The sequence below is a fragment of the Zoogloea sp. genome, from assembly GCF_030157465.1.
In the GTDB taxonomy this organism is placed as follows: Bacteria; Pseudomonadota; Gammaproteobacteria; order Burkholderiales; family Rhodocyclaceae; genus Zoogloea.
Genome location: NZ_JAOAUU010000060.1, coordinates 86289 through 112447 on the forward strand (window position 1 = coordinate 86289; position 26159 = coordinate 112447).

Genomic DNA, 26159 nt, shown 5'->3' on the forward strand with positions numbered 1-26159 from the left:
CCCGCGGGTTGCCCTTTCTGTTTCCGGAACCCTTTACTTTCCGGCGAGCAGCTTCCGGATATCCGCCGCGATCAACTCGGGCTTCTCGGCGTGCTTCACATACAGGCGCAAATGTCCCTGCGGGTCGAAAACGTAGGTGCCGGTGGAGTGATCCACCGTGTAGGCCTTGCCGTTCACGTCACCCTGCTTCTGGTAGAACACCTTGAAATCCGTTGCCACCGCCCGGGTCGTGGGCAGGTCGCCGTATAGCCCGACAAAACGCGCGTCGAAGGCAGGCACATACTCGGCCAGCAAGGTCTGGGTATCACGCTCCGGATCGACGGTCATGAAGAGCACCTGAACCTTGTCTGCATCCGGCCCGAGCTGGCGCATCACCTCGGCCATGCCCGACAGATTGGTCGGGCATACATCAGGGCACTGAACGTAGCCAAAGAACAGGGTCACCACCTTGCCCCGGTAGTCGGCAAGGCTGCGCGGCTGGCCATGATGGTCGAGCAGTTTGAAATCCTGCCCGTACTTTGCGCCGGTAATGTCGGTGTTGACGAATCCCGCCCCGCCGTCCCCGGGCTGCGAGCAGGCCCCGAGCAGCCCAAGGGCCAAGCCCGCCACGATAGTGCGCCGCAACATCGAAATCATTTGAAACCTCTTTTAATTTCAAAAACTTGCGCGCTCTTTAAGTGCACTGCGCAAATAAAATCTGATGCTACACTGATCAACATTATTGATCTGCGTCAAAAAGTCGCAGACGAGGCCTGGAGGAGACGCCATGGCTGCAACAACAGAGACGGAGGGCGCGCAACACAGCGTTGCGCGCCCCAACCGCACCCCGACAGCTTGCCACGACCATGTTCGCGGTGCGCTACGTCACATCCGAACAGCTTCCCCCGAATGCTCTCGCCTGATAGTCGTCAACGTGCGTGCTGGCGCCGCCGGTCACGTCACGCGCCGGGCGGCTCCTCGATTCGACTTCAACCTGCAATCCATCCCGAACAGCCGGCTTCGCACCTGAAGCCGATCCTCCCACGAAGATAAGAGGACGAGCCTTGACGACACTCAACCCCCGCGCCAGCGGCCTCTATCGGCTTTTTGCAGGGCTGGGCCTCACCCTTGCCGCGGGTACGGCCATCGCCGACTACACCTGGAACTTCCCCAAGCCCGTCACACCCATCGGCCGCGACACGCTGTCGATGCACAACCAGTTCATGATCATCATCACCGTGCTGTTCGTGGTGGTGTTTGCAATCATGATTTATTCGATGCTCAAGCACCGCAAGAGCGTCGGCGCCCAGCCCGCCAGCTTCAGCGGCCCCAGAAACGCGCTCCAGTGGTTCTGGGTGCTGGTGCCCTTCGCGATCCTCCTCTTCATCGATTTCGTGCTGATGGGCATCCCGGCCTTCCACGCGGTAATCGACATGGAAGACACCCGCACCCGGGCCGACATGGTGCTGAAGGTCACCGGCCTGCAATGGAAATGGCAGTACGAATACCCCGATTCCGGCATCAAGTTCGTCAGCACCCTGACCACCCCCCGCGCACAGATCGAGGGCACCGAGGCCAAGGGCGAGAACTACCTGCTCGAGGTGGATAACGAAGTGGTGCTGCCGGTCGGCAAGAAGGTGCGCATCCTGCTCACCTCCACCGACGTGATCCACACCTGGTGGGTGCCGCAGTTCGGCGTCAAGCGCGACGCGATTCCCGGCTTCCTGCGCGAAACCTGGGTGCGCATCGAGGAGCCCGGCGTCTATCGCGGCCAGTGCGCCGAACTGTGCGGCAAGGATCACGGCTTCATGCCGGTGGTGGTGCGGGCCGTACCCGAAGCCGAATACACCGCCTGGGTCGACAAGAAGAAAACAGAAATGGCCGCCGCAGCCGCCGGCAGCGACAAGGCCTGGACCAAGGACGAGCTGATGGCCGCCGGCAAGGCCGCCTACGACAAGAACTGCGCCGCCTGCCACCAGGCCGAAGGCCAGGGCATTCCGCCGGCCTTCCCGGCACTGGCCGGCAGCAAGATCGTCAATGGCCCGCTGCTCTCGGCCGACGGCAAGCTCATCCCCGACAGCCACGTCGATCGCGTGATGAACGGCAAGGCCGGCACCGCCATGCAATCCTTCAAGGCCACGCTTTCGGATGCTGATCTGGCCGCCATCATCACCTTCGAGCGCAACAGTTTTGGCAACAAAAAGGGCGACATGATCCAGCCCGCCCAGATCAAGGCCCTGCGATGAGCCCCCCCAACGCTCCCGCGTCACGCAAGCTCCCCCGAGGGGATCAGGAAAACCCGGGAGCGACCCTTCATTTTCCTGAGAGGAATCCAGGATGAACACTGCCACCCACACCCTCGATCCCCACGGCGCTCACGCCGCCGCCCCCACCGGAATCCTGCGCTGGCTCACCACCACGAACCACAAGGATATCGGCACGATGTACATGACCTTCTCGCTGCTGATGTTCTTTGTCGGCGGCGCGATGATCCTGGCTGTGCGGGCCGAACTCTTCCAGCCCGGCCTGCAGCTCATGAAGCCGGAGTTCTTCAACCAGCTGATCGGCGTCCATGCGCTGGTGATGATCTTCGCGGCGCTCATGCCGGCCGCCACCGGCTTTGCCAACTGGATGATCCCGCTGATGATCGGCGCGCCCGACATGGCCCTGCCGCGCCTCAACAACTGGGGTTTCTGGCTGCTGCCACCGGCCGCCATCCTGCTCACCCTGCCCTTCGTGCTGGCCCTGTTCGGCATTGGCGACGGGGCCGTGGCCACGGGCTGGACGCTCTATGCGCCGCTGTCGGTGCAGGGCGGCATCGGCGTGGATTTCGCCATCTTCGCGATCCACATCCTCGGCGTCAGCTCCATCATGGGCTCGATCAACATCATCGCCACCATCCTCAACATGCGCGCCCCGGGCATGACGCTGATGCAGATGCCGCTCTTCTGCTGGGGCTGGCTGGTCACCGCGGTGCTGCTGATCATCACCCTGCCGGTGCTCGCCGGCGGCGTGACCATGCTGCTCACCGACCGCCATTTCGGCACCCACTTCTTCGACGCGGCCGGCGGCGGCGATCCGATCCTCTTCCAGCACCTGTTCTGGTTCTTCGGCCACCCGGAGGTCTACATCCTGCTGCTGCCGGTGTGGGGCCTGATGCCCCACGTGCTGTCCACCTTCACCCGCAAGCCCATCTATGGCCACACGGCCCAGGTGTGGTCCTTCATCGCCATCGGCGTGCTTGGCCTGGTTGTATGGGCCCACCACTTCCTGACCGCCGGCCTGCCGGTGCCGGCGTTGCTGTATTTCATGTACAGCACCATGTCGATCTCGCTGCCGCTGGCCGTGCTGTTCTTCTGCTGGATCGCCACCATGTGGCGCGGCGCCATGAGCTTCGAGACGCCCATGCTGTTCGCGGTCGGCTTCATCGTGCTGTTCGGCATCGCCGGCCTCACCGGGCTGGTGCTGGCCGACGTGGCCGCCGACGCCCAGTACCACCACAGCTACTTCGTCGTCGCCCACTTTCACTACGCCCTTTTCACCGGCGGAATCATGGGCGTGATGACCGGCGTGTACTATTGGCTGCCCAAATGGACCGGCCACATGTACAGCGAAAAGCTCGGCAAGCTGCACTTCTGGCTCACCGTGGTCAGCTTCAACCTCACCTTCATGCCTCAGTTCTTCCTCGGTCTCGCGGGCATGCCGCGGCGCATTCCCGACTACGCGCTGCAGTTCGCCGAGTTCAACGCCATCTCAACCGTCGGCTCCTTCATCCTCGGCCTGTCGCAGCTGATCTTCGCCTACAACATCTGGCGGTGCGTGAAGGGCGGCGAGAAAGCCAGCAACACCGTCTGGGAAGGCACCAGCGGCCTCGAATGGGAACTCAGCTCCCCGCCGCCCCACCACTCCTGGGAAACCCAGCCTGTCATCAAGGCCTAAGGAGGCCGCCATGCACCTCACCGAATCCGACCTCGCCCAGCGCCGCAAATCCTCGTCCCGCTTTGCCTGGATGCTCGGCGCAATTGCCGCCAGCCTCTACGTCATCGGCTTTTTCATCGAACGCTGATCACGATGCGCGAAGCCGCACTGCCCCCGCCCCGCAGGCACGGCCGGTTGGTCGTCCGGCTGCTGCTGCTGGCCGCGGCCTTCTTTGGCTTCGGCTTTGCGCTCGTGCCGCTCTACGACACCCTCTGCGCGGCAATTGGCTTCAACGGCAAAACGCTGAAGGACGCCATAGCCGCCAAGGATCTGCCGCCCTCGGCCATCAATTACCAGCGCAAGCTCGGCGTGCAATTCACATCGACACTGATGCCCGGCCTGCCCTGGGAAATCCGTCCGCTGGAACCCGCCATCGAAATCCACCCAGGCGAGCTGCGCACCACGCGCTTTCTGGTGCGCAACCTCTCCGACCAGACCATCGTCGGCCAGGCCGTGCCCAGCGTGACACCAACGGTGGCCGCCCGGCACTTTCGCAAGCTCGACTGCTTCTGCTTCACGCAACAAACCCTCGCCCCCGGCGAAAGCCGCGAAATGGCGCTGACCTTCATCGTGGACGGCGACATCGGCGACGAGATCAGCGAACTCACCCTCGCCTACGCATTTTTCCCTGCACCGAAAGACCCCGGTTAAGGAGCCCGCCTTGAACGCCTCGCACGCCTCCACGCCCCACGCCGGCCACTACTACGTGCCGCAGCCCAGCCTGTACCCGGTTTTCCTGTCGGGCGGCATGTTCCTGCTGGCGCTGGGCTTCATCCTCCTGATGAACAAGTTCGCGCCCGGACCGTGGGTGATGACGGCCGGGGCGGCGGTGATCATCTTCGTGCTGTTCAGGTGGTTTGGCGCGGTGATCGGCGAAAACCAGCGAGGCGCCTACTCCGACTGGGAAGATCAATCCTTCCGCCAGGGCATGATCTGGTTCATCGGCTCGGAAGTCATGTTCTTTGCCGCCTTCTTTGCCGCGCTGTTTTACTGCCGAACCATCTCGGTGCCCGCGCTGGCCGGCATGGATCCGCTATTCACGCTCTACCAGGGCTACTCTGGTGGCTGGCCCACCTCCGGCCCCAAGGGCGCCAGCTTTACGCCGATGGGCGCCTGGGGCATTCCGGCGATCAACACCGCGCTGCTGCTCACCTCCGGCGTCACACTGACCTGGGCCCACTGGGGCCTGATGAAGGACAAGCGCAGCCAGCTCAACCTGGGCCTGATCCTCACCGTGCTGCTCGGCGTCATCTTTCTGGGCTTTCAGGCCTACGAATACCACCACGCCTACACCGAACTGGGCCTGACCATGGGCGCCGGCGTGTATGGCGCCACCTTCTTCATGCTCACCGGCTTCCACGGATTTCACGTCACCCTCGGCGCCATCATGCTGGCGGTGGTCGCAGGCCGCAGCCTTTCAGGGCATTTCGATTCCAAGCGCCACTTCGCCTTTGAAGCCGTGGCCTGGTACTGGCACTTCGTGGATGTGGTCTGGCTGCTGCTGTTTGTGGTGATCTACTGGCTGTAGCCACCAAAACGGTAGGCCAGCAGCAAGGCAGCAAAGATCAGCACCGAAAGCGAGATGCGCAAGGTAAGCGCCCGCAACACACGGTCGCCATTGCCCTTGTCGCGATAAAGGAAGAACAAGCCCGAGAAAAGGCTGCCGATCACCAGCAACAGCATGAGCATCACCGCAAACTTGAATAGCACAGCCCACTCCCCGAACATCGTCGGCCGATTGTGCGCCGGCGCCAAGGCCGCCACAAGCGGCCGGCGCTTCCGCCCGTCGGTGTGGGGCGGCGCGCTTGCATTGATCGTCGCCGCGGGCTGCATCCAGCTTGGAAACTGGCAGCACGCCAAGTTCGACCGCAAACAAACTGCGCAGGATCTTCTCGATTCCCGCGGCACCGATGCGCCACTCAAACTCGGCGCCAGCCCGGTCGACGCCGAAACGCTGCGCTTTCGCCCGGTGGTCGTGCGCGGCCAGTTTGAAACCGATCGCCAGTTCCTCGTCGACAATCGCGTCCACCGCGAGCAGGCCGGTTATCACGTCATCACACCGCTGCGTATCGAAGGCAGCGACATGCGCATACTGGTGAACCGCGGCTGGATTCCGGCCAGCGCCCGCCACGCCGACCTGCCTGAAGTCACCACGCCCGCCGGGCCGCTCGAACTCCGCGGCATCGCCGTCGTGCCCGGCAGCCGCTTCTTTACCCTCGGCACCGAAGCCGCCAGCCCCGGCTGGCAACCCGTCTGGCAAAACCTCGACCTGGCCCGTTTCTCCGGGCAGGCACCCTACCCGGTCCAGCCCGTCATCCTGCAACTGGCTGCCAGTTCGCAGGCCGGCTTCGTGCGCGAGTGGCCGCGCCCCGATCAACGCGCCGAACGCCATCTCTCCTACGCCTGGCAGTGGTACGGCTTTGCCGCGTCGGCGCTGCTGATCTGGTTCGCCCTCGGCTGGCGGCGCGCATGAGCACCGCAAACGTCCCGATGCTCACCCGCTATCGCCCGCTGCTGCTGATCCTCGCGCTGCTGATCCTGCCCTTCATCATTGGCGGCGGTCTCTACGCCTGGGGCTGGCGGCCCGCCAAGGCCAGCAGCCACGGCGAACTCTTCACCCCGCCTCGCGAGCTTCCACCCCTTGTTGACGCCACCGGCAAGCCTCTCGACAAAACCGCTTTCAGCGACCACTGGAGCCTCGTCGTCGCCGGCGCCGGCCCCTGCGAGGCCGCCTGCAAAAAGTGGATCGTCGCCACCCGCCAGATCCACGTCGCCCTCTACAAGCAGATGTCCCGCGTCCAGCGAAGCTGGCTGACCGACCAAAGCACGCCCGACGCCACCGCCCTGCTCGCCCTCCAGCCCGACCTGCATACCCTCGTGGCAACGGACAGCATGGCCCGCAGCGCCTTTAACCTCGACGCCGCCGGCCACCGTGTTTATGTGCTCGACCCGACGGGCCGGATCATCCTGCGCTACGCCCCCGACGCCGACCCGCGCGGCATCCTCAAGGACATGGAACGCCTGCTCCGATACGCCTGGGCAGGCTGACCCCGCACAACCGCTGACGCATAACCGGAGACACCCCGATGCCGACCACCCTCCGCAGCAGCACCGCCCCCACACCGCTCAGCCTCCGCCTGGCCGCCTTTGCCACCCAGTGCAAACCGCGGGTCAACAGCCTGATCGTGTTCACCGCGATGATCGGCATGTTCCTCGCCGTGCCCGGCTGGCCGCCCGCCGCGCTGATGCTCGCGGCCACCCTCGGCATCGCGCTGGTCGCAGGTGCCGCCGCCGCCATCAACTGCCTGGTCGAACGCACCATCGACGCCCGCATGGCCCGCACCCGCGGCCGCGCACTTCCGCAAGGCCTCATCACCCCGGTCGAAACCCTCAGTCTCGCCTGCCTCACCGGCGGCGCCGGCCTGTGGTTGCTGCACATGGCCGTCAATCCGCTCACCATGTGGCTCACGCTGGCCACCTTCCTCGGCTACGCCATCGTCTACACCGTCATCCTCAAGCCGGCCACCCCGATGAACATCGTCATTGGCGGCGCCTCGGGGGCCATGCCGCCGGTACTCGGCTGGGCCGCCATGACCGACACCATCGGCATGCCGGCGCTGGCCCTCTTCCTGATCATCTTTCTGTGGACGCCGCCCCACTTCTGGGCGCTGGCCTGCTACCGCCGCGACGACTACGCCCGCGCCGGTCTGCCCATGCTGCCGGTGAGCCACGGCGTGCCCCTCACCTGCCTGCACATCCTGCTCTACACCGTGCTGCTGGCCGCCGTGTCGTATCTGCCGGCCACCCTGGGCCTGTCGGGCGGCCTCTACGTCGCGCTCGTATCCATCCTCAACCTGGGCTACCTGCGCGAAGCCTGGTGCCTGTGGCGCGATTATTCCGACACCCGCGCCCGCCACGCCTTCCGCTATTCGCTGATCTACCTCACCGGGCTGTTCGCCGCGCTTTTTCTGGATCGGCTGCTGTGAGCAGGGCTTACCGCACGCTTCTCAGCACCGCGCTGCTGCTTGCACTCGTCGTCGTCTCGCTGGGCGCCTACGTGCGCCTGTCCGACGCCGGCCTCGGCTGCCCCGACTGGCCCGGCTGCTACGGCCAACTGATCGGCGTGCCCGAACAGGCCCACGACGTCCACGCCGCCCAGTCGGCCTTTCCCGGCAAACCCGTCGAAGCCCCAAAGGCGTGGAAGGAGATGATCCACCGCTACGCCGCCGGCACCCTGGGCCTGGCGATCGCGGCGCTGGCCGTGCTGGCCTGGCGAGCACGCGCACGGCGCAGGCCATGGCTCGAGATCGCGCTGGTCGGGGTCGTGCTGATCCAGGCCCTGCTCGGCATGCTCACCGTCACAAAACTGCTCAAACCGGTCATCGTCACCAGCCACCTGCTCGGCGGCATGAGCACACTCGCGCTCCTCGCCCTGCTGTGGCTGCGCGAAAGGCACCCGGGCCGGCAGCCCGTCTCCACGCCCCCCGGCCTGCGCCTGCTGGCAGCTGCCGCACTCCTGGCCATACTCGTCCAGATCGCGCTGGGCGGCTGGGTCAGCAGCAATTACGCCGCAGCGATCTGCGCCGATTTCCCCACCTGCCAGGGCAGCTGGTGGCCCGAGATGGACACCCATCACGCCTTCACCCTCGATCGTGAACTCGGCGCCACCGCCAGCGGCGCCCTGTTGCCAGGCGCCGCACTCACCGCGATCCACTGGACGCACCGCCTGTTTGCCGGCCTCGTGCTGATCGTCGCCGGCGGCCTGGGCCTGCGCCTCCTCACCCGGGCCGAAACCCGCACTTGCGGCCGCATGCTGCTGGCCGCCCTCGGCCTCCAGATCGGCCTCGGCATCGCCAACGTGCTGCTGCAACTGCCCCTGCCGCTGGCCGTCGCCCACAATACCGGCGCGGCCCTTCTGCTATGCGCAACGCTGGCTGCGGTGTCACGGGTGTTCACACGCAACGAAGCCCGCGGCCGATTTCCGGCGGCGGGCTTCCCGCGGCGCTTCCAGGTGGTTCGCTAAACGCCGGGCGTTTTGATCAGAATATCCAGCTCCAGACCCGCGACACACGGCTGGCCGGCACCGGCCGCAAGCGGAAAAGCCTCGCGAACGCCCGTGCGCTCGTAGCCGCGCCGCTCGTAAAAGGCCAGCAGTTCCGTACGGGCCGACAGCACCGACATCCTGAACGCCGTCGCGCCATGATGCGCCACCGCATGCTGCTCGGCACACGCGAGCATCCGCTTGCCGAGCCCCGCCGCCTGCGCGGCCGGCTCCGTGGCGAGCATTCCGATGTAGGCTGCAGATTCGCCACCCTGCACATGCACGCAGGCAACAATCTCCGCGCCCCGACACAAGACCAGCACGTCGGAATCCGGCCCGAAAAGCGACCGGACCATCGCCTCCGATGTCCGCGCCCCCGACACCAGACCGGACTCATGAGTCCAGCCGCCCAGCTCCGGAGCCGGCCGGTAGGGGCGATTGACCAAAGCCGCAATCTCGGCCGCATCCGCTGCTGACGCCACCCGCACAATCGCCTCCATGGCGCGCCTAGCCTGCCAGCGCAGCCAGCAGCTTGCCGTGAATGCCGCCAAAGCCACCGTTACTCATCACCAGGATGCGGTCGCCATCACGCGCTTCGGCAACAATCGCCGCCACCAGCGTATCCAGATCGTCGTCGACCACCGTCTTGGCAGCAATCGGCTCCAGCGCCCCGCGGGCATCCCAGCCCAGGTTGGCGGCGTAGCAGAACACCTTGTCGGCCTGCGCCAGGCTGGCCGGCAGCTGCTCCTTCATCACGCCCAGCTTCATCGTGTTGGAGCGCGGCTCCAGCACCGCCAGGATCCGCGCATCGCCCACCTGCCGGCGCATGCCCTCGACGGTCAGCGTGATCGCCGTCGGGTGATGGGCAAAATCGTCATACACCGCCACCCCGCGCACCGTACCGCGCAGCTCGAGACGGCGCTTGACGCCCTCGAAACGGGTCAGCGCATCCAGCGCCACCTCGGGCGTCACGCCCACATGGCGCGCCGCGGCAATGGCCGCCAGCGCATTGGCCCGGTTGTGCGTGCCCGACAGAGGCAGGCGCTTGCGGCCGATTTCCTTGCCCTGGTGGCGCACCACCACTTCGTCCTCAAACGCCCCCTCGGCGATCGACCAGCCCGCCGCATCGTTGAACCATTCCAGCTCCGACCAGCAACCGCGTTCGACAACACGCGGCAGCGACGCCTCGGCTCCGTTGGCGATGATCCGCCCGGATCTCGGCACGATGCGCACAAGATGATGAAATTGCGTCTCGATCGCCGGCAGATCGGCAAAGATGTCCGCGTGGTCGAATTCCAGATTGTTGAGAATTGCCGTGCGCGGGCGGTAGTGCACAAACTTGGAACGCTTGTCGCAAAACGCCGTGTCGTACTCATCCGCTTCGATCACAAAGAAAGGCGTCCCGCCGAGCCGCGCCGACACACCGAAGTTCTTCGGCACGCCGCCCACCAGGAAGCCCGGCATCAGGCCGGCGTCTTCCAGAATCCACGCCAGCAACGAAGTGGTGGTCGTCTTGCCATGGGTGCCCGCAACAGCCAGCACCCAGCGCCCCTGCAGCACGTTCTCGGCCAGCCACTGGGGGCCGGAAACATAAGGCAGGCCCTTGTCGAGGATTTCCTCGAGCAAGGGATTACCGCGGGAGATCGCATTGCCGACGACAAACACATCCGGCTTGAGATCAAGTTGCTGGACGCCGTAGCCTTCGACGAGGCCGATGCCCTGCTCCTCGAGCTGGGTGCTCATCGGCGGATAGACGTTCGCATCGCAGCCCGTCACCTTGTGGCCGGCAGCCCGTGCCAGCAGCGCCACGCCACCCATGAAAGTGCCGCAAATGCCAAGAATATGAATGTGCATGAAGTCCAAAGGCGGCAGAAACAGCGCCGCAACAGTCGTGTGTAGAATGGACGGCATTCTAATCGAACGCGAAGCTCCAACCCTCCATGCCGCGCCATGCCGTTCCGCACAGCAGCAACCTGCGCCGCGAGATTGCCGCCCTGGCGGCCCGCATGATCGCCGAAGACGGCATCTCTGATTACGGCTTCGCCAAGCGCAAAGCCGCCCGCCAGCTCGGCGCGGTCAATGCGGACGAGCTCCCGAACAACGCCGAGATCGAAGCCGAAGTCCGCACCTATCTGTCGGTTTTCCAGGACGAAGAACACCTCGAACGCCAGCTGGCCATGCGCCTCGGCGCCGTCGAGATCATGCGCGAACTCCAGCCGTTTCGCCCCTATCTCACCGGCGCCGTGCTTGAAGGCACCGCCGGGCGTTACTCGGAAATCGAGATCGACCTCTTTCCCGAAAGCGCAAAGGAAGTCGAAATCTTCTTCCTCAACAACAACGTTGCCTACGAACACCGGGAGCCGCGCCGCAACCAGCCGGACGCCCCCGAAGCCATTCTCGTCTTCGACTGGGACGACATTCCCGTCAAGCTGCGCATCTATTCGCCGGACATCGAACGCCTGACCCGCCGTGGCCCCCACGGTACCCGCCAGATGGAACGCGCCCGCCTCGCCGCCGTCGAAGCCCTCATCAAAGAAACCGCGGCCGCCGCCGACTCGCCCCCATGAACCGCACCCTCACCGTACTTGTCGTCGTCGTTGCCCTAGTCGCAGCCGCAGCCGGGCTGCTGACAGCCCGCCAGAGCGAGCTGGTCAGTGCGCCGCCGGCCCCGAACCCGGCCCTCGAAAAGCTGCTGAACCTCGAATTCCCTGACAGCACCAGCAGCAAGCGCCCGCTCTCCGATGCAAAGGGCAAGGTGCTGGTGCTCAACTTCTGGGCAACCTGGTGCCCCCCCTGCCGCAAGGAAATGCCCGCCCTCTCGGCCATGAGCACCAAGTACCAGAACAAAGGCGTGCAGTTCTTCGGCCTCAGCATCGACACCGAAACCAACGTGCGCGCCTACCAGGCCAAGTACCCGGTGAGCTATCCCCTGCTGATCACCCCGATGTCGGCCGTCGGCCTCACCGAAGCACTGGGCAACACCTCCCAAGCCCTGCCTTTTACCGTGATCGTCGACAAAAACGGCATGATCAGCGTCGTAAAACTCGGCATGCTGTCCGAAGAAGAACTTGACCGCAAACTCGCAGAGCTAACCCGCTCCTGAGCCCCCGCCACCGCCCCCCGCGGTGGACAACTTGCGTCGAATTACGGCAAACTTGCATTCATGACGCGCACAACCTGCATCCGGGAAGCCAACGCCACAGATCAGACGCAGCATCGTCTGCCTGTTCTGCGCGGCCCCGGAGCCATGCATTCCGGCAAGCCTGCCGGCACGGGCATCCGGGGCGGCCACTGCCAGATCAGTCCGCTCGCCCCCGAATTCGCTCTCTCCCGTTTCCGCGCCGCGCGCGGTTAAAAAAAGACATCAGGCGGCCCGCCCTCCCGGCACGCCGCCATCAACATCAAGGGGAACACAATGGATCTTCGCAAGCTCAAGAAATTGATCGATCTGGTCCAGGAATCCGGCATTTCCGAGCTGGAAGTCACTGAAGGCGAGGAGAAAGTCCGCATCGCCAAGCACTCGACCGGCCCCGCACCGATCAGCTACATGACTCAAGCACCCGCCGCAGCCCCCGCCCCTGCTGCTGCGCCGGCCGTTGCCGCAGCCCCCGCCGAACCAGCCCTGCCGGACGGCCACGAGGTCAAGTCGCCGATGGTCGGCACCTTCTATCGCGCCAGCGCCCCCGGCGCCAAGCCGCTCGTCGAAATCGGCCAGACCGTTGCCGTGGGCGAAGTGCTGTGCATCATCGAAGCCATGAAGCTCATGAACGAGATCGAGTCTGACGCTGCCGGCACGGTCAAGGCCATCCTGCTGGAAAACGGCGAACCCGTGGAGTTCGGCGAACCTCTGTTCATCATCGGCTAAACCATGGCCATGTTCGAAAAGATCCTCATCGCCAACCGGGGTGAAATCGCCCTCCGGGTGCTGCGCGCCTGCCGCGAGCTGGGCATCAAGACCGTCGCGGTCCATTCCCAGCCCGATGCCGAGGCCAAGTACGTCAAGCTGGCCGACGAATCGGTCTGCATCGGTCCCGCCTCTTCCACGCTGAGCTACCTCAACATCCCGGCGCTGATTTCCGCCGCCGAGGTCACCGACGCCGAGGCCATCCACCCCGGCTACGGCTTCCTCTCCGAAAACGCCGACTTCGCCGAACGCGTCGAGCAATCCGGCTTCGTTTTCATCGGCCCGCGCGCCGAAACCATCCGCCTGATGGGCGACAAGGTTTCCGCCAAAGACGCCATGAAGGCCGCCGGCGTGCCCTGCGTGCCGGGCTCCGAGGGCGCCCTGCCCGACGACCCCAAGGAGATCATCAAGATCGCCCGCGCCATCGGCTACCCGGTGATCATCAAGGCCGCCGGTGGCGGTGGCGGTCGCGGCATGCGCGTCGTGCATACCGAAGCAGCGCTGCTCAACGCCGTCGCCACCACCCGTTCCGAAGCCGGTGCATTCTTCGGCAACCCGACGGTGTACATGGAAAAATTCCTGGAAAACCCGCGCCACGTGGAAATCCAGATCCTCGCCGACCAGCATGGCAGCGCCATCCACCTGGGTGAGCGTGACTGCTCCATGCAGCGCCGTCACCAGAAGGTCATCGAGGAAGCCCCCGCACCAGGCATTGAGCGCCGCCACATCCTGCGCATCGGCGAACGCTGTGCCGAGGCCTGCCGCAAGATCGGCTACCGGGGCGCCGGCACCTTCGAATTCCTCTACGAAAACGGCGAGTTCTACTTCATCGAGATGAACACCCGGGTCCAGGTCGAACACCCGGTCACCGAACTCATCACCGGCGTCGACATCGTCCAGGAACAGATCCGCGTCGCGGCCGGCCAGAAGCTGCGCTACAAGCAGAAGGACATCGAATTCCGCGGCCACGCGATCGAATGCCGCATCAACGCCGAGGATCCGTTCAAGTTCACGCCCTGCCCCGGCAAGATCACCAACTGGCACGTTCCCGGCGGCCCCGGCATCCGCGTCGACTCGCATGTGTACAACGGCTACACCGTGCCGCAGCACTACGACTCGATGATCGGCAAGCTGATCGCCTACGGCGACACCCGCGACCAGGCCATCCGCCGCATGCGCATCGCCCTGTCCGAAATGCTGGTCGAAGGCATCAAGACCAACATCCCGCTGCACCAGGAACTGATGCTCGACGCCCGCTTCGTCGAAGGTGGCACGAGCATCCATTACCTCGAGCACAAGCTGGCCGGGCGCAACGAAGTCAGTAAAACCTGATGTGGATCTCAGTCATTCTGCAAGCTGACGCGACGCGCGCCGAAGCCCTCTCCGAGGCGCTGATGGACCACGGCGCGCTGTCGGTAAGCATCGACGACGCCGACGCCGGCACGGAGGCGGAAAAGCCCCAGTTCGGCGAACCGGGCATGCACCCGGCCAGCCTGTGGGATCACAGCCGCGTTGTTGCCCTTTTCGACACCGACGCCGATCTCGCCGAAGCCCTGGCTACCGCCTCGGCCGCCGCCGGGCTCGACGCGGTGCCGCCCTTCACCATCGAGGAAGTGGAAGAACAAAACTGGGTGCAGCTTACCCAAAGCCAGTTCGACCCGATCCGCATCACCGACCGCCTGTGGATCGTGCCCACCTGGCACACCGCACCGGACGCCAACGCGATCAACCTGGTCCTCGACCCCGGCATGGCCTTCGGCACCGGCTCCCACCCCACCACCCGGCTGTGCCTCGAATGGCTCACCAGCGTGGTTGCGCCGGGCGTGAGCGTGCTGGACTACGGCTGCGGCTCGGGCATCCTCGGCATCGCCGCAGTCAAGCTCGGGGCCGGTGACGTCACCGGCGTCGACATCGACGAGAAAGCCGTCGAAACCGCGGCCAACAACGCCGCCGCCAACGGCGTGAGCCTGCATCTGCAGGTTTCCGCCAAGCCCCTCGACGGCACCTTCCAACTGGTCGTAGCCAACATCCTGACCAATCCGCTCAAGATGCTCGCCCCGCTGCTCGCCGCCCGTGTTGCGCCTGGTGGCAAGCTCGCATTATCCGGCGTGCTCGAAGCCCAGGCTGACGACGTCATCGCTGCCTACGCCCCCTTCATCGCACTGAAGGTCGGAGCCAGCTTCGACGGCTGGGTTCGCCTCGAAGGCGAGCGCCCCGAGGCCGTGTGATGATCCTGGCCCGCTGCCCCGCGTGCGGCACCACCTTCCGGGTGCGCCCGGAGCAGCTCCAGGCACGTGCCGGACGGGTGCGCTGCGGCCAGTGCAATCACGCCTTCAACGCACTCGAAGCCCGCGTCGAACACAGCCCGCTCGACGACGAAGACTTCGAATCGCCCCCCCCGCCTGCGCAACCTGAACCGCAGGCAGCCGTCGCCACCCCATCGCTGTTCGTCCTCGAAGAGAAAACGCCCGCTGAACCTCCGCCCGCCGAAATCGAAGCGGCAGAACCCCCCGATGCCGGGTTTGGCCCTTTCGACGAGACGCCTGCAGACGAAGCCCCGGAGCCCCCCTTGGAGGAGCCCGCGTTTTCTGCCGAAGACGACGAAGCCCCGCCTGAAGCGGTTTTCGAACGCCCGGCCCCCGAGGTTCCGCCAGACGCCGACGAACGGATCGAACCCGTTTTCGACCTCGACACCGAACCCCTGGATGAATGGCCCGCCGTCGACATCAACACTGACGACGACCTCGCGCCGGCGCCGTTTGCAGCCGACCCCGCCGACGCACCGCCCGTCATCGAGCCCCTGCCCTTTCAGCCGGACTGGCCCGCCGCCGCCGACCTCGACCTGACCACGCCGATCGACGAGGCCATCGACTTCGACGCCCTGCTGCGCAAGCCCGACCCCGACGAAACAGCCTCCCGCACCCTGGCCTCGGCGCCCGAAGAGCAGCCCTGGCCGGGCGGCACCGAACTGGAAGTCGAGCCCTTTGCGGCGCCCGCGGCTGCCCTCGTCACGCCTGTTCCAGCCACTCACGCGCGTGACACAGACACCGCGGCAATCCGCCCGGAAGCCCTGCCCGACGAGCCCGACGACAACCCCGAAGAGGATGCCGACGACACCGAGAGCGCCCCCGGCCCGGCCCTGCGCCAGGCCGCCTGGGCCGCCGGCGCCACCCTGCTCAGCCTGGCTCTGCTCGCCCAGGGCGTCCTCATGTTCCGCGGCGAGATCGTGCAGTCCTCGCCACAAATGCGCCCCTTCATGGAAAGCCTGTGCGCCGGCCTCGGCTGCGAACTGCCCCTGCCCCGGGATTCCACCGAAATCGCCATCGAAAGCTCCGACATCCAGCCCGACGCCGGCCGCGAAGCTTTTTTCACGCTACACGCCACCCTGCGCAACCGGGCCGAATTCCAGCAAGCCTACCCCTACCTGGAAATCACCCTCACCGACGCCCGCGACAAGGCCCTCGTCCGAAAGGTGCTGGAGCCCAAGGAATGGCTGCCCGCCAGCGCCCCGAAAGACGCCTTCCCGGCCAAGCGCGAACTCGTCACCCGGGTCAGCTTCGAAGCCCCCGGCGTCGCTGCGGCAGGCTATCGCGTCTACGTTTTCTACCCGTAACCGGAAGGCCATCCGCCAGGCTGCCGTCAGGGGCCGCCCGAACGGCCCGCATCCAAACCGATCATTCATCTCCCCGAATCCATGTCCACGCTCATCTGCGGTTCCATCGCCTTCGATTCGATCATGGTTTTCCATGACCGCTTCCGCAACCACATCCTGCCCGAGCAACTGCATATCCTGAACGTCTCCTTCTTCGTGCCCGAAATGCGGCGCGAATTCGGTGGCTGTGCCGGCAACATCGCCTACAACCTCAAGCTGCTCGGTGGCGACCCGCTGATCATGGCCACCGTTGGCGACGACGCCGCGCCCTATCTCGGCCGCCTCGAAACGCTCGGTCTGTCCCGCGCCCACGTCACCCAGGTGCCGGGCAGCTTCACCGCCCAGGCCTTCATCACCACCGACCTGGACGACAACCAGATCACCGCCTTCCATCCCGGCGCAATGGTGCATTCGCATCTCAACAAGGTCGAGCAGGCCACCGGCGTTCAACTCGGCATCGTGTCACCGGACGGGCGCGACGGCATGCTCGAGCATTGCCGCCAGTTCGCCGATGCCAAAATCCCCTTCATCTTCGATCCGGGCCAGGGGCTGCCGATGTTCAACGGCGAGGAACTTCTCGCCTGTCTGAAACTGGCCGACTACTGCACGGTCAACGACTACGAGGCGCGCCTGCTTTGCGAGCGCACCGGCCGCTCGATCGAATCCCTGGCCGGCGAAGTCAAGGCCCTGATCGTCACCCTGGGTGGCGAAGGCTCGGAGATCCACACCGCCGGCCGCAAGATCGACATTCCCTGTGCCGTGCCGACCAGCGTCGAAGACCCGACCGGCTGCGGCGACGCCTACCGGGCCGGCCTGCTGTACGGTATCGAGCAAGGCATGGATCTCGAACAAAGCGGGCGCCTGGCCTCCGTGATGGGCGCCATCAAGATTGCCAGCCGCGGCGGCCAGAACCATGCGCCCAGCCGTGAAGAAATCGCCGAGGCCTACCGCAAGGCCTTCGGCTCAACCCTGTGGTGAAAGGAAGAAACATGCGAATCGCAAATCTGGTCATCGCCCTGCTGGCCTCCGTGACCGTTGCCGGCTGCGCGAGCGGCCTCGGCGGCGGCGACTATGAACGTGCAGAAGCCCGGCGCGTGATCAACGTGCGCATGGGCATCGTCGAAAGCGTGCGCCCGGTGAAACTCGAAGGCACCAAGTCGCCGGTCGGCACCATCGGCGGCGCCGCAATTGGCGGCATTGCCGGCAGCACCGTCGGCCAGGGCAAGGGCTCGGCGATCGCCGCGGTGGTCGGCGCGGTGGTTGGCGGCCTCGCCGGTGCGGCAGCCGAAGAAGGCGTCACCCGCAAGCAGGGCATCGAGATCACCCTCAAGATGGACAACGGCGAAATACTTGCCGTGATGCAGGAAGACGGCGGCGAGAAGTTCGCGCCGGGCGAACGCGTTCGCCTGTTGCAGGACGGCCGCACCACCCGCGTCACCCGCTAACGCTTCCGGCCGAGGCGCGGGCAGGCCATTGCTGGCGCTCTGGCCGCAGGGGTAGCCCTTCGCCCATCTGTGAAATCCACAGGGTGAGGCTTGAGGCAACACGTGCGTAAACACGAAAAGGGACCAAGTCGGCCCCTTTTCGCGTTTACGGGCAGCGCTTTCGTCACCACTTCGTAACCACGCTTTAACGGCACCGCAACGCAGCATTCAGACAATGCATGGAAACCCCAAGAGGATTCCACCATGCTGCAGAAGGAACAACACGTCGCCCACCGCCCCGGACGCAACCTGCACGTCGGGCTCGCCAGCAGCCCCACCGAAGTGCTGGAAGCCCAGAAGCTGCGCTACCGGGTTTTCGCCGACGAAATGGGCGCCCGCCTCTCGACCCGCACACCGGGCGTCGATCGCGACATCTACGACCCTTTCTGCGAGCACCTGATCGTCCGCGATGAAGACGCCGGCCGCATCGTCGGCACCTACCGCATCCTGTCCCCCAGCGCCGCGCGCGAAGTGGGCAGCTATTACTCCGAGAACGAATTCGACCTGACCCGGCTGCGCCACCTGCGCGGCCGCATGGTCGAGATCGGCCGCGCCTGCATCGACGCCGATTACCGCTCCGGCGCGGTCATCACCCTGCTGTGGTCCGGACTTGCACGCTACATGCTCGAAAACGGCTACGATTACCTGATCGGCTGCGCGTCGGTCAGCATGGCCGACGGCGGTCACACCGCGGCCAGCCTGTATAATCGGCTCAAGGAAGAGCACCTCTGCCCCCTCGAATACCGCGTGTTTCCCCGCACTCCGCTGCCCATGCAGGCCCTGCGCCAGGATCTCGAAGCCGACACCCCGCCCCTCGTCAAGGGCTACCTGCGGGCCGGCGCGTGGATTTGCGGCGAACCGGCGTGGGATCCTGATTTCAACACCGCCGACCTGCCCGTCCTGCTGCCGGTTTCCCGGCTCGACGCCCGCTACGCCAAGCACTTCCTGGGACGCAAGGACTGAAACCCGACACCCCCGCTTCCGGCCTCGTACGCGCGGCCCGCTACGCCCGCCTTGCCGCTCACGTGATCGGAGGGCTGGTCATGACGGCCGCCGGCTTTCCATTCATCACGCCGGCCCGCCAGCTCCACCTCAAGCAGCGCTGGTCGGCCCGGCTGCTGAAAATCCTGGGCATCCGGCTGGAGACAAACGAACCCTATGTCAGCCCCGGCAGCCTGCTGGTGGCCAACCACATCTCGTGGCTGGACATTTTCGTCATCAACGCCGCCTATCCGGCAGCCTTCATCTCGAAAGCCGAAGTACGCCAGTGGCCGGTGATGGGCTGGCTGGCCTCGAAAAACGAAACCGTCTTCCTGCGTCGTGGCAGTCGCGGCCACGCCAAGGTCGTGAATGGCGAAATTGCGGCTCTGCTCGAACGCGGCAGGCACGTGGCGCTGTTTCCTGAAGGCACGACCACCGACGGCAGCCATATTCACCCCTTCCACGGCGCCCTGCTGCAACCCGCCATCGATGCAGGGGCACCGATCCAGCCCCTCGCCATTGCGTATCGCCTGCCGGACGGCCGCTTTACCCGCGCGCCGGCCTACGACGGCGATGTCAGCCTCGGGCAAAGCATCAAGGCCATCATTGCCGAACGGGAAATCGTGGCCCGCGTGCACATCACCCCGGCCCTGGCAACCTGCGACAAGCCGGATCGCAAGGCCCTCGCCCACACGGCGAGAGAGGTGATCGCCGAACGGATCGCCCAGACTTGAAAGCGCAGCCGGCTGCGAGGGCACCGGCAGCAACACGGAGGGCAGACCCGCCCGCCCCCGCCCTTCAATTCAGGACGGCTTCACCTTGCCGTGACTCAGGCCCGGGCACTGGACCTGAAACACCACCCGGTCTTCCAGGCGCACCGCAGTAAGCTCGCGGCCCCACAGGCAACCCGAATCCAGCGCCAGCAGCTTGGGCTCGACAAGCAGGCCAAGGGCCGACCAGTGGCCAAACACCACGGTGGTGTCCGCACTCTTGCGGCCCGGCGCCTCGAACCAGGGCAAGTAGCCCTTGGGCGCCTTGGTCACCTCGCCCTTCACCTTGAAATCCATGACGCCCTCGGGCGTGCAGAAGCGCATGCGCGTCATCGCGTTGATGATCACCCGCATGCGCTCATAGTCGCGCAGCTTGTCGCTCCAGGCCGACGGCTCGCTGCCCCACATGTTGTGCAGCAGTTCGGCGTGATAGGGGCCGGCAAGTGCGCCTTCCACCTCACGGGCCAGGGCCCGCGCCTGGGTCACCGTCCAGCCTGGCAGCAAGCCGGCGTGGACCATCGCGAAGCCGTTTTCCACGTGCATCAGCGGGCGGGTGCGCAACCACGCGAGCAGGGCCTCGCGGTCCGGCGCATCGAGGATGGCCTGGATGGTGTCGTCCTTACCGCGGCTGCGAATGGAGCCATAGGCCACCATCAGCAGGTAGAGATCATGGTTGCCGAGCACGGTGATGGCTGCCGGGCCCAGATCGCGCACGAAACGAAGGGTTTCGAGGGAATCCGGGCCGCGGTTGACCAGGTCGCCAACCAGCCACAGGCGGTCTTTTGAAGGGTCGAAGGACACCCGCTCGAGCAGGGCTTTGAGCGAGCAGAAGCAGCCCTGGATGTCACCGATTGCGTAAGTTGCCATGGGTCAGGCTCGATGTGCGGCAGGCTCGACAACCTGCAGAGGCGGGGTGCTCACCGCCGGGGAATATTCGGGAACCCAGCGCCGCAGTTCGCGCCGAACCTCGGGCGCGCCCACCGCCCGGCGCTGGCGCAACCACTGCAACAGCGCAGCCAGCCGACCGTCCTCGACAGGCTGGGCGCGGGCGATGCGCAGCTTGGGGTGATGGGTGGCGCGGGTTTCCTCGGCGTCGGCCAGCACCTCCTCGAAAAGTTTCTCGCCGGGCCGCAGACCGGTGAACACCACCCGGATCTCCTCCTCGGTATGCCCCGACAGGCGGATCATGTCCCGCGCGAGTTCGGCGATCTTCACCGGCTCGCCCATGTCGAGCACGAAAATCTCGCCGCCCTGCCCCATCGACCCCGCCTGCAGCACCAGCTGCGCGGCCTCGGGGATCGACATGAAATAGCGCGTGATGTCCGGATGGGTCACCGTGACCGGGCCGCCGCCGGCGATCTGCTCCTGGAACTTGGGAATCACGCTGCCCGCGCTGCCCAGCACGTTGCCAAAGCGGACGATCTCGAACTGGGTCTTGCCCTCGCTCGACAACGCCTGGCACACCTGCTCGGCAAGCCGCTTGGTGGCCCCCATCACGTTGGTCGGATTCACCGCCTTGTCGGTCGACACCAGCACGAAGCGCGCCACGCCGCAGGCCACGGCGCTGCGCCCCACTTGCCAGGTGCCGAGCACGTTGTTGCGCACCGCCTGCCAGGCGTTGTCGTCCTCCATCAGCGGCACATGCTTGTAGGCCGCGGCATGGAAGATCACGTGGGGGTGGAAACGGGTGATCACCTCGTCCACGCGAATGGCGTCCTTCACGTCACCGGCCAGGGCAACCAGCTGAATGGTCGGAAAATGAGCGGCGAATTCTTCACCGAGGCGGTACAGCGCATATTCGCTGATATCAAAGCAGATCAGCACAGAGGGCTCGAAGCGGGCAATCTGCCGGCACAGCTCGGCACCGATGGAGCCGCCGGCACCGGTCACCATCACCGCCTTGCCGCGCAGGTATTCACGCACTTCGACGGTATTGATGCGCACCGGATCGCGCCCGAGCAGATCCTCGACATCCACACGGCGAACCTCGCTGACGCTGATCCGGCCGGTCATCAGGTCTTCAATCGCCGGCACGATCAGCGCCTTGACCCCCGCCCGCACGCAAACGCTGGCCACCTTGCGGCGCACCTCGTGGCGTGCATTGGGCATCGCGATGATGGCGTGGCCAACCTTGAACTCCTCGGCAACCCGTTCGAGATCGGCGATGCGGCCCAACACCTTGCAACCGTAAACCTCACGCCCCTGGATGGTCGGCTCGTCGTCGAGCAGGCCGACGACCCGCCATTCGGCCGAACGGGACAAATCCCGCAGCAAGCCCGCCGCCGCATCGCCGGCCCCCAGCACGACCACCGGCTGACCCAGCGCCCGCAGCCCGCCATACAGCCGCGATTCTTTCCAGGTGCGATACAGCGCCCGCGTGCCGCCCATGTATACGGCCAGCGCCAGCGGCTGCAGCAGGAACACCAGTCGCGGCACTTCGGGCGCGAAGCGCACCGCCACCACCACGACCAGCGGCGTGAGTACGGTTGCCACCGCCACCGCACGGCCGATGCACACCAGATCGGGCAGGCTCGCAAAAACCCACAGGCTCCGGTAGAGGCCGAATGCCTGCAACAACAGGCCCTGCAGCACGACGACGATCCCGAGGCCGAGGAAAAACCCCGGCAAAAACTCTGGCGGAATGGCGAGATTGAAGCGGATGAGATACGCCACCCACCACGCCAGGGCAACCCCGACGACATCCGAAAAGTAAACCAGAAGGGGGTGATACGTTTTTCTAATCAAGACTTTGGCTTCCCGGCCGGGTCATGACGGCGCCACGCGCGGTCAATCTGCCAGCCCAGGATCAGGTAAATGAACAAGCATAGTGTAATGATGCCGCATTGCAGCGAAAACTTCAGCGGCAAGGCAACAAGGCCACCGACTGCCGAGCCCGCCATCAACACATAGGCCAGCAGCGCCGTCCTCCGGTGGCCAGCGCCCATGCGTACCAGGCGCTGATAATAATGGCTGCGGTGGGCCTGCCAGACCTTCTCGCCGCGCAGCGCCCGGCGCAGCAGGGTAAGGCTCGCATCCACGATGAAAGGCGAAAACACCAGCAGCGGAAACCACAGCGGCCACGCCCCCGCGTCGCGGCCGGCAAGGCCCAGCGTGCCGGCCAGAAAGCCGAGGGGCACCGAGCCCACGTCGCCCATGAAGATTCGCGCCGGATGAAAATTGAAACACAGGAAGCCCGCCGCCGCCGCTGCGATGCCGGCGCAGACCAGGGCCAGCGAAAGCTGTCCGGCCAGCGCCGCCGCCACGCCCAGCGCCGCAAAGCCAAACAGCGCCATGCCGCCCGCGAGTCCGTCGGCGCCGTCCATGAAATTGTAAAGATTGGCCATCCAGACCAGCCCGAGCAGTAACAGCCCGGCAAGCGCCCAGCCGCCGGGGGGCGCCACAAGCACCAGGAAGACGCCGGCAGCAAGTGCCTGGGCCAGAAACCGGGCCCGCGCCGACAGGCTGCGCCGGTCGTCCATCAAGCCCAGTGCGGCCAGCCCCAGCGCGCCGCCAAGGGCAGCCAGCAGCGCACGGTCGAGCCCGGCGCCAAGCCACACCAGCAGGCCGGCAGCCGCCACACCCGCCATCACGCCGACGCCACCGGTGCGCGGCACCGGCGTGGTGTGCATCGAACGTTCGTTGGGCTGGTCGAGAAAATACAGCAGCGAACCCGGCCGGCAGCAGCCGCGGGTAAGGCTCCAGGCGACGGCAAAAGCCACGACCGGCACCAGCAGGGCCAGGCCTTCAAACACCACCGAGCATCTCCTGCAGCCCTTCAGCCAGGCCCGTTTGTGCGCGCCAGCCCAGCTCTCGATGGATGCGTGCCGGCGAATAGCAGGCCGAGCCGAGCAGGCGATCCAGCGCCTCGCTGTCGAGGGGCACCCGCCGCCCGGCCAGCGCCTCGATGCCGTCGCCAAGGCGGGCCAGCGCGGCCAGCACCCCGCGCGGCACCGACCAGCGCACCGGCGCCAGCCCGCAGGCCGCCCGCAACGCGTCGTAGAGGCCGCGCCCGGAATGGGTTTGCGGATGGGCGACGATGTAGCTGCGCCCCGCCGCACGGGCGTCGCCGGCAACCAGACGCATGGCGGCCACCACATCGGCCACATGAACCATCGAGCGCCGGTTGCCGGTTTCGGGCAGCGGCGGAAAAACCCCACGCCGCACCAGCGACGCCATGCGTTCGAGATTGCCGCGCCCCCCCGCGCCATACACCATGGCCAGGCGCAGGCTCACGACGTGCATGCCGTAGCGCTCGGCCGCGGCCAGGAGCGCGTCTTCCGCAGCGCGCTTGGCCTTGCCGTAGGCCGACTCGGGCGGCACCGGCCAGTCTTCGTCGATGCAGGCATCCAGCGGCTCGCCCATGGCCTTGACGCTGGAAAGGGAGACGAAACGCGCCACTCCGGCCTCGCCCGCCGCCTCGGCCAGCGCGCGGGTGGCCTCGAAATTGACCTGGCGGTGGCGCAGCGCGTCGGCCTCGCTCAGCGCACCAAAGGCATGGGCGTGGCCGGCGCAGTGAAAAACCGTGTCGATGCCGGCACAAGCCGCCGCAAGGCTGGCCGGGTCGCTCAGATCACCCTGCAGTTCATGGGACGCACGCGCGGCGCTGCGTGTCAGCACCCGGAGCGGCACGCCGTCGGCCTGCAGGGCCGCCACCAGCCGGCGGCCGATGAAACCTCGTCCGCCGGTGACGAGCGTCAGCCCCTGGCTCAAAAGGCCTCCCGCCGGCGCAGGTAACTTGCAAAGCGCGGCACACCGTCCTGGGTCAGATCCCGGTAAACAAAAGTGATCTGGCTACCCACCGGAGGCGGCGCACGGCGTTCGACGTCGCTGAAGCCGGTGCCGATCTGGAAACGCACGCCGCCGGCAGTTTCCACCAGCAGCGAGCCCATCATGCCCTCGAGCCGCCCACGGCCCGGCAGATGGGCGATGACCGTGGCCTCGGTGTCGAAGAGCGGCTTCAATTTGAGCAGGGCGTCGCTGCGGCCGGTGACGTAGGGCGCGTCGGCCCGGTGCAGCATCAGGCCCTCGCCGCCGCCCTTCACCACTTCGTCGAGCCTGGCCTGAAGCGCCGCCCGGTCGGCCACGCGAAACTGTTCAACGACCTGCAGCCAGGGCACGCCGGCCCGCGCGACGATGGCGCGCAGGCTGTCGATGCGTTCGCTGAAGCTGCCGGCGCCGTCCGGCTGCTCGAAAACCATGAACTTAACGCGGCGCCAGTCTTCATCCCGCGGCGCCTTGCGGCGCACGATGCCGGAAAGCGCCTCGAACTGGCCGCGGGCGATCCACAACTCGCCATCCAGCGGCTCGGCGGGCAGGCCGGCGATAAACCATTCGGGCGCATTCACCGGGCGCCCGCTCCGAAAGCGCAGACTGCGCCCATCCCACAGGGCACGGGCGCCATCGAGTTTTTCGCTGACCCAGTAACGCGTCACGTCCACGTCGCCGCGCAGCACTTCGGCGAGCAACAGCGGCGGCGCAGCCAGGGACAGCCCCGGCGCCGTAAAAGCAAGAAGCATCACCCCGCAGCGCAACCAGACGCGACGGGCAAGGCGTGAAGGCGTCATCAGAACCATTTCCAGCCGTGCAGTCGAAAGAAAGTCGCGGCACCCCGCACGAACAGGCCGATGTGGCGCAATCCCTTGCGCGCCGCGTGGCCGCCATGATGCACGACTTTCACCGCCGGAACATATGCGATACGGGTTTTCCGGGCCACGCGCAGGCTGAGGTCGTAGTCTTCGAAATACAGGAAGAAACGCGGATCGAAACCGCCCGCCTCGCGCAGCACCGCGGTGCGGAACAGCATGCAGGCGCCGCTGACCAGGGGCGGATCCCAGACCACCTGATCGCCGATCACGTCGCGCATTTCGTAGCGGGCCAGGCGGGCCGCGAAACGCTGGCGCAACCAGCCGGGCGCAAAGCCCCGCAGGAAGAGATCGAACACCGCCGGCACGCGCTTGCAGAGATATTGCACGCGGCCGTCGTCCCAGTGGGCCGCGGGCGCCAGCAGGCCGCATTCGGGATGGGCACGCATGAAGGCCCGTGCCTCGCACAGGGCGTCGGGCGCCAGTTCGAGATCGGGATTGAGAATCAGGTGATAGTCGCCGGCACCGGCAAGGCTGAGGTTGTGGCCGCAGCCGAAACCCACGTTGCCCTGCCCCGAAAACACGTGCACGCGCCAGTCGTCCGGCAGCGCGAGAAAAGCCAGGGCCTCCTCGCTGCCGCCGTTGTCGATGAGAAAAAGGTCGGGGACGACACCCGCCTCGCGGCTCGCCACCACCAGCGAGGCGAGCGTGGCCCGCAAGAGGCCGGAGTCGGGCCGGTACAGCACGAGGCTGACGGTCAGGCGCTCCATGAACCCCTTGCCTTGTCG

The 26159-nt window shown here is 66.1% G+C and carries 29 protein-coding genes; 19 read left to right on the forward strand and 10 right to left on the reverse strand.

Annotation, left to right across the window (positions count from 1 at the left end):
- Positions 1-33 precede the first annotated feature (33 nt).
- The gene (locus Q1W26_RS08370; protein WP_300438572.1) at positions 34-627 is read right to left on the reverse strand and encodes an SCO family protein; all 594 of its coding nucleotides are present in this window, start codon (positions 625-627) and stop codon (positions 34-36) included.
- A 416-nt stretch (positions 628-1043) separates the two neighbouring features.
- On the opposite strand from Q1W26_RS08370, the gene coxB reads away from it, so the two are divergent.
- From coxB to Q1W26_RS08390, 4 genes are all read left to right on the forward strand, one after another.
- Complete coding sequence (gene coxB, locus Q1W26_RS08375; protein ID WP_300438385.1) at positions 1044-2225, forward strand: cytochrome c oxidase subunit II; 1182 nt, start codon at positions 1044-1046, stop codon at positions 2223-2225.
- A 91-nt stretch (positions 2226-2316) separates the two neighbouring features.
- Entirely contained in the window at positions 2317-3918 is a 1602-nt protein-coding gene (gene ctaD, locus Q1W26_RS08380) for a cytochrome c oxidase subunit I (RefSeq protein WP_300438388.1), read from the forward strand.
- A gap of 132 nt (positions 3919-4050) precedes the next feature.
- Complete coding sequence (locus Q1W26_RS08385) at positions 4051-4608, forward strand: cytochrome c oxidase assembly protein (protein ID WP_300438389.1); 558 nt, start codon at positions 4051-4053, stop codon at positions 4606-4608.
- Between the two features lie 10 nt (positions 4609-4618).
- Positions 4619-5485, forward strand: a complete 867-nt coding sequence (locus Q1W26_RS08390; RefSeq protein WP_300438392.1) for a cytochrome c oxidase subunit 3 — start codon at positions 4619-4621, stop codon at positions 5483-5485.
- On the opposite strand, the gene Q1W26_RS08395 is transcribed toward Q1W26_RS08390, so the two are convergent.
- Positions 5473-5667 (reverse strand): twin transmembrane helix small protein, encoded by a 195-nt coding sequence (locus Q1W26_RS08395; RefSeq protein ID WP_300438395.1) that lies wholly within the window; start codon positions 5665-5667, stop codon positions 5473-5475. The two genes, Q1W26_RS08390 and Q1W26_RS08395, sit on opposite strands and share 13 nt — an antisense overlap.
- Between Q1W26_RS08395 and Q1W26_RS08400 the strand changes: the two genes are divergently transcribed.
- The 4 genes from Q1W26_RS08400 to Q1W26_RS08415 are packed head-to-tail and all read left to right on the forward strand — an operon-like array spanning position 5657 to position 8980.
- Positions 5657-6430, forward strand: a complete 774-nt coding sequence (locus Q1W26_RS08400) for an SURF1 family protein (protein WP_300438398.1) — start codon at positions 5657-5659, stop codon at positions 6428-6430. The two genes, Q1W26_RS08395 and Q1W26_RS08400, sit on opposite strands and share 11 nt — an antisense overlap.
- Positions 6427-7005, forward strand: a complete 579-nt coding sequence (locus Q1W26_RS08405) for a hypothetical protein (protein WP_300438401.1) — start codon at positions 6427-6429, stop codon at positions 7003-7005. Before Q1W26_RS08400 ends, Q1W26_RS08405 begins: the two co-directional genes overlap by 4 nt.
- Before the next feature lie 38 nt (positions 7006-7043).
- Positions 7044-7943, forward strand: a complete 900-nt coding sequence (cyoE, locus tag Q1W26_RS08410; protein ID WP_300438404.1) for a heme o synthase — start codon at positions 7044-7046, stop codon at positions 7941-7943.
- Positions 7940-8980, forward strand: a complete 1041-nt coding sequence (locus Q1W26_RS08415) for a COX15/CtaA family protein (protein ID WP_300438406.1) — start codon at positions 7940-7942, stop codon at positions 8978-8980. The genes cyoE and Q1W26_RS08415 overlap by 4 nt, the downstream gene beginning before the upstream one ends.
- Here the strand turns inward: Q1W26_RS08415 and Q1W26_RS08420 are convergent.
- Positions 8977-9498 (reverse strand): GNAT family N-acetyltransferase, encoded by a 522-nt coding sequence (locus tag Q1W26_RS08420; protein ID WP_300438409.1) that lies wholly within the window; start codon positions 9496-9498, stop codon positions 8977-8979. The genes Q1W26_RS08415 and Q1W26_RS08420 overlap by 4 nt on opposite strands.
- Positions 9499-9505: 7 nt before the next feature.
- Positions 9506-10852 carry a UDP-N-acetylmuramate:L-alanyl-gamma-D-glutamyl-meso-diaminopimelate ligase gene (gene mpl, locus Q1W26_RS08425; protein WP_300438574.1) on the reverse strand — a complete coding sequence of 449 codons (1347 nt, stop codon included), beginning with the start codon at positions 10850-10852 and terminating at the stop codon, positions 9506-9508.
- Positions 10853-10938: 86 nt separating this feature from the next.
- Here mpl and Q1W26_RS08430 point away from each other — a divergent pair, with 86 nt between their 5' ends.
- The 11 genes from Q1W26_RS08430 (at position 10939) to Q1W26_RS08480 (ending at position 19753) form a co-directional block, all read left to right on the forward strand.
- Entirely contained in the window at positions 10939-11565 is a 627-nt protein-coding gene (locus Q1W26_RS08430; protein WP_300438412.1) for a hypothetical protein, read from the forward strand.
- Entirely contained in the window at positions 11562-12101 is a 540-nt protein-coding gene (locus Q1W26_RS08435; protein WP_300438414.1) for a TlpA disulfide reductase family protein, read from the forward strand. Before Q1W26_RS08430 ends, Q1W26_RS08435 begins: the two co-directional genes overlap by 4 nt.
- Positions 12102-12161: 60 nt before the next feature.
- Positions 12162-12353 carry a hypothetical protein gene (locus Q1W26_RS08440; protein ID WP_300438417.1) on the forward strand — a complete coding sequence of 64 codons (192 nt, stop codon included), beginning with the start codon at positions 12162-12164 and terminating at the stop codon, positions 12351-12353.
- A 60-nt stretch (positions 12354-12413) separates the two neighbouring features.
- Positions 12414-12863, forward strand: a complete 450-nt coding sequence (gene accB, locus Q1W26_RS08445) for an acetyl-CoA carboxylase biotin carboxyl carrier protein (protein WP_300438420.1) — start codon at positions 12414-12416, stop codon at positions 12861-12863.
- Positions 12864-12872: 9 nt separating this feature from the next.
- Positions 12873-14234: an acetyl-CoA carboxylase biotin carboxylase subunit gene (accC, locus tag Q1W26_RS08450; protein WP_300438577.1), complete on the forward strand. Its 1362-nt coding sequence runs from the start codon at positions 12873-12875 to the stop codon at positions 14232-14234.
- Positions 14234-15130, forward strand: a complete 897-nt coding sequence (prmA, locus tag Q1W26_RS08455; protein ID WP_300438423.1) for a 50S ribosomal protein L11 methyltransferase — start codon at positions 14234-14236, stop codon at positions 15128-15130. The genes accC and prmA overlap by 1 nt, the downstream gene beginning before the upstream one ends.
- Positions 15130-16515, forward strand: coding sequence for a DUF3426 domain-containing protein (locus Q1W26_RS08460; protein ID WP_300438425.1), 1386 nt, complete (start codon positions 15130-15132; stop codon positions 16513-16515). The genes prmA and Q1W26_RS08460 overlap by 1 nt, the downstream gene beginning before the upstream one ends.
- Before the next feature lie 81 nt (positions 16516-16596).
- Positions 16597-17532, forward strand: coding sequence for a carbohydrate kinase family protein (locus Q1W26_RS08465; protein WP_300438427.1), 936 nt, complete (start codon positions 16597-16599; stop codon positions 17530-17532).
- An 11-nt stretch (positions 17533-17543) separates the two neighbouring features.
- Complete coding sequence (locus Q1W26_RS08470; protein ID WP_300438429.1) at positions 17544-17999, forward strand: glycine zipper 2TM domain-containing protein; 456 nt, start codon at positions 17544-17546, stop codon at positions 17997-17999.
- Between the two features lie 243 nt (positions 18000-18242).
- Positions 18243-19001 carry a GNAT family N-acyltransferase gene (locus Q1W26_RS08475; protein ID WP_300438432.1) on the forward strand — a complete coding sequence of 253 codons (759 nt, stop codon included), beginning with the start codon at positions 18243-18245 and terminating at the stop codon, positions 18999-19001.
- An 80-nt stretch (positions 19002-19081) separates the two neighbouring features.
- Positions 19082-19753: a lysophospholipid acyltransferase family protein gene (locus Q1W26_RS08480; RefSeq protein WP_300438434.1), complete on the forward strand. Its 672-nt coding sequence runs from the start codon at positions 19082-19084 to the stop codon at positions 19751-19753.
- A gap of 69 nt (positions 19754-19822) precedes the next feature.
- Here the strand turns inward: Q1W26_RS08480 and Q1W26_RS08485 are convergent, their stop codons facing one another.
- From Q1W26_RS08485 to Q1W26_RS08510, 6 genes are read right to left on the reverse strand one after another with little or no spacing between them, the layout of a single operon-like run.
- Positions 19823-20656, reverse strand: coding sequence for a symmetrical bis(5'-nucleosyl)-tetraphosphatase (locus Q1W26_RS08485; RefSeq protein WP_300438436.1), 834 nt, complete (start codon positions 20654-20656; stop codon positions 19823-19825).
- A gap of 3 nt (positions 20657-20659) precedes the next feature.
- A complete protein-coding gene (locus Q1W26_RS08490; protein ID WP_300438438.1) occupies positions 20660-22534 on the reverse strand; it encodes a nucleoside-diphosphate sugar epimerase/dehydratase in 1875 nt (624 codons plus the stop codon).
- The gene (locus Q1W26_RS08495; protein WP_300438441.1) at positions 22531-23544 is read right to left on the reverse strand and encodes a glycosyltransferase family 4 protein; all 1014 of its coding nucleotides are present in this window, start codon (positions 23542-23544) and stop codon (positions 22531-22533) included. Before Q1W26_RS08495 ends, Q1W26_RS08490 begins: the two co-directional genes overlap by 4 nt.
- The gene (locus tag Q1W26_RS08500; RefSeq protein ID WP_300438444.1) at positions 23534-24499 is read right to left on the reverse strand and encodes an NAD-dependent epimerase/dehydratase family protein; all 966 of its coding nucleotides are present in this window, start codon (positions 24497-24499) and stop codon (positions 23534-23536) included. Before Q1W26_RS08500 ends, Q1W26_RS08495 begins: the two co-directional genes overlap by 11 nt.
- Complete coding sequence (locus tag Q1W26_RS08505) at positions 24496-25353, reverse strand: DNA ligase (protein WP_300438447.1); 858 nt, start codon at positions 25351-25353, stop codon at positions 24496-24498. The genes Q1W26_RS08500 and Q1W26_RS08505 overlap by 4 nt, the downstream gene beginning before the upstream one ends.
- Positions 25353-26141, reverse strand: coding sequence for a glycosyltransferase family 2 protein (locus tag Q1W26_RS08510; protein WP_300438449.1), 789 nt, complete (start codon positions 26139-26141; stop codon positions 25353-25355). The genes Q1W26_RS08505 and Q1W26_RS08510 overlap by 1 nt, the downstream gene beginning before the upstream one ends.
- Positions 26142-26159: the final 18 nt, after the last annotated feature.

Bases quoted from the DNA above. Each gene is read 5' to 3' on its own strand.
- Q1W26_RS08370 (WP_300438572.1), bottom strand. From the start codon at position 627: ATGTTGCGGCGCACTATCGTGGCGGGCTTGGCCCTTGGGCTGCTCGGG.
- ctaD (WP_300438388.1), top strand. From the start codon at position 2,317: ATGAACACTGCCACCCACACCCTCGATCCCCACGGCGCTCACGCCGCC.
- Q1W26_RS08385 (WP_300438389.1), top strand. From the start codon at position 4,051: ATGCGCGAAGCCGCACTGCCCCCGCCCCGCAGGCACGGCCGGTTGGTC.
- Q1W26_RS08405 (WP_300438401.1), top strand. From the start codon at position 6,427: ATGAGCACCGCAAACGTCCCGATGCTCACCCGCTATCGCCCGCTGCTG.
- cyoE (WP_300438404.1), top strand. From the start codon at position 7,044: ATGCCGACCACCCTCCGCAGCAGCACCGCCCCCACACCGCTCAGCCTC.
- Q1W26_RS08420 (WP_300438409.1), bottom strand. From the start codon at position 9,498: ATGGAGGCGATTGTGCGGGTGGCGTCAGCAGCGGATGCGGCCGAGATT.
- mpl (WP_300438574.1), bottom strand. From the start codon at position 10,852: ATGCACATTCATATTCTTGGCATTTGCGGCACTTTCATGGGTGGCGTG.
- Q1W26_RS08430 (WP_300438412.1), top strand. From the start codon at position 10,939: ATGCCGCGCCATGCCGTTCCGCACAGCAGCAACCTGCGCCGCGAGATT.
- Q1W26_RS08435 (WP_300438414.1), top strand. From the start codon at position 11,562: ATGAACCGCACCCTCACCGTACTTGTCGTCGTCGTTGCCCTAGTCGCA.
- Q1W26_RS08440 (WP_300438417.1), top strand. From the start codon at position 12,162: ATGACGCGCACAACCTGCATCCGGGAAGCCAACGCCACAGATCAGACG.
- accB (WP_300438420.1), top strand. From the start codon at position 12,414: ATGGATCTTCGCAAGCTCAAGAAATTGATCGATCTGGTCCAGGAATCC.
- accC (WP_300438577.1), top strand. From the start codon at position 12,873: ATGTTCGAAAAGATCCTCATCGCCAACCGGGGTGAAATCGCCCTCCGG.
- prmA (WP_300438423.1), top strand. From the start codon at position 14,234: ATGTGGATCTCAGTCATTCTGCAAGCTGACGCGACGCGCGCCGAAGCC.
- Q1W26_RS08460 (WP_300438425.1), top strand. From the start codon at position 15,130: ATGATCCTGGCCCGCTGCCCCGCGTGCGGCACCACCTTCCGGGTGCGC.
- Q1W26_RS08465 (WP_300438427.1), top strand. From the start codon at position 16,597: ATGTCCACGCTCATCTGCGGTTCCATCGCCTTCGATTCGATCATGGTT.
- Q1W26_RS08470 (WP_300438429.1), top strand. From the start codon at position 17,544: ATGCGAATCGCAAATCTGGTCATCGCCCTGCTGGCCTCCGTGACCGTT.
- Q1W26_RS08475 (WP_300438432.1), top strand. From the start codon at position 18,243: ATGCTGCAGAAGGAACAACACGTCGCCCACCGCCCCGGACGCAACCTG.
- Q1W26_RS08480 (WP_300438434.1), top strand. From the start codon at position 19,082: ATGACGGCCGCCGGCTTTCCATTCATCACGCCGGCCCGCCAGCTCCAC.
- Q1W26_RS08485 (WP_300438436.1), bottom strand. From the start codon at position 20,656: ATGGCAACTTACGCAATCGGTGACATCCAGGGCTGCTTCTGCTCGCTC.
- Q1W26_RS08505 (WP_300438447.1), bottom strand. From the start codon at position 25,353: ATGACGCCTTCACGCCTTGCCCGTCGCGTCTGGTTGCGCTGCGGGGTG.
- Q1W26_RS08510 (WP_300438449.1), bottom strand. From the start codon at position 26,141: ATGGAGCGCCTGACCGTCAGCCTCGTGCTGTACCGGCCCGACTCCGGC.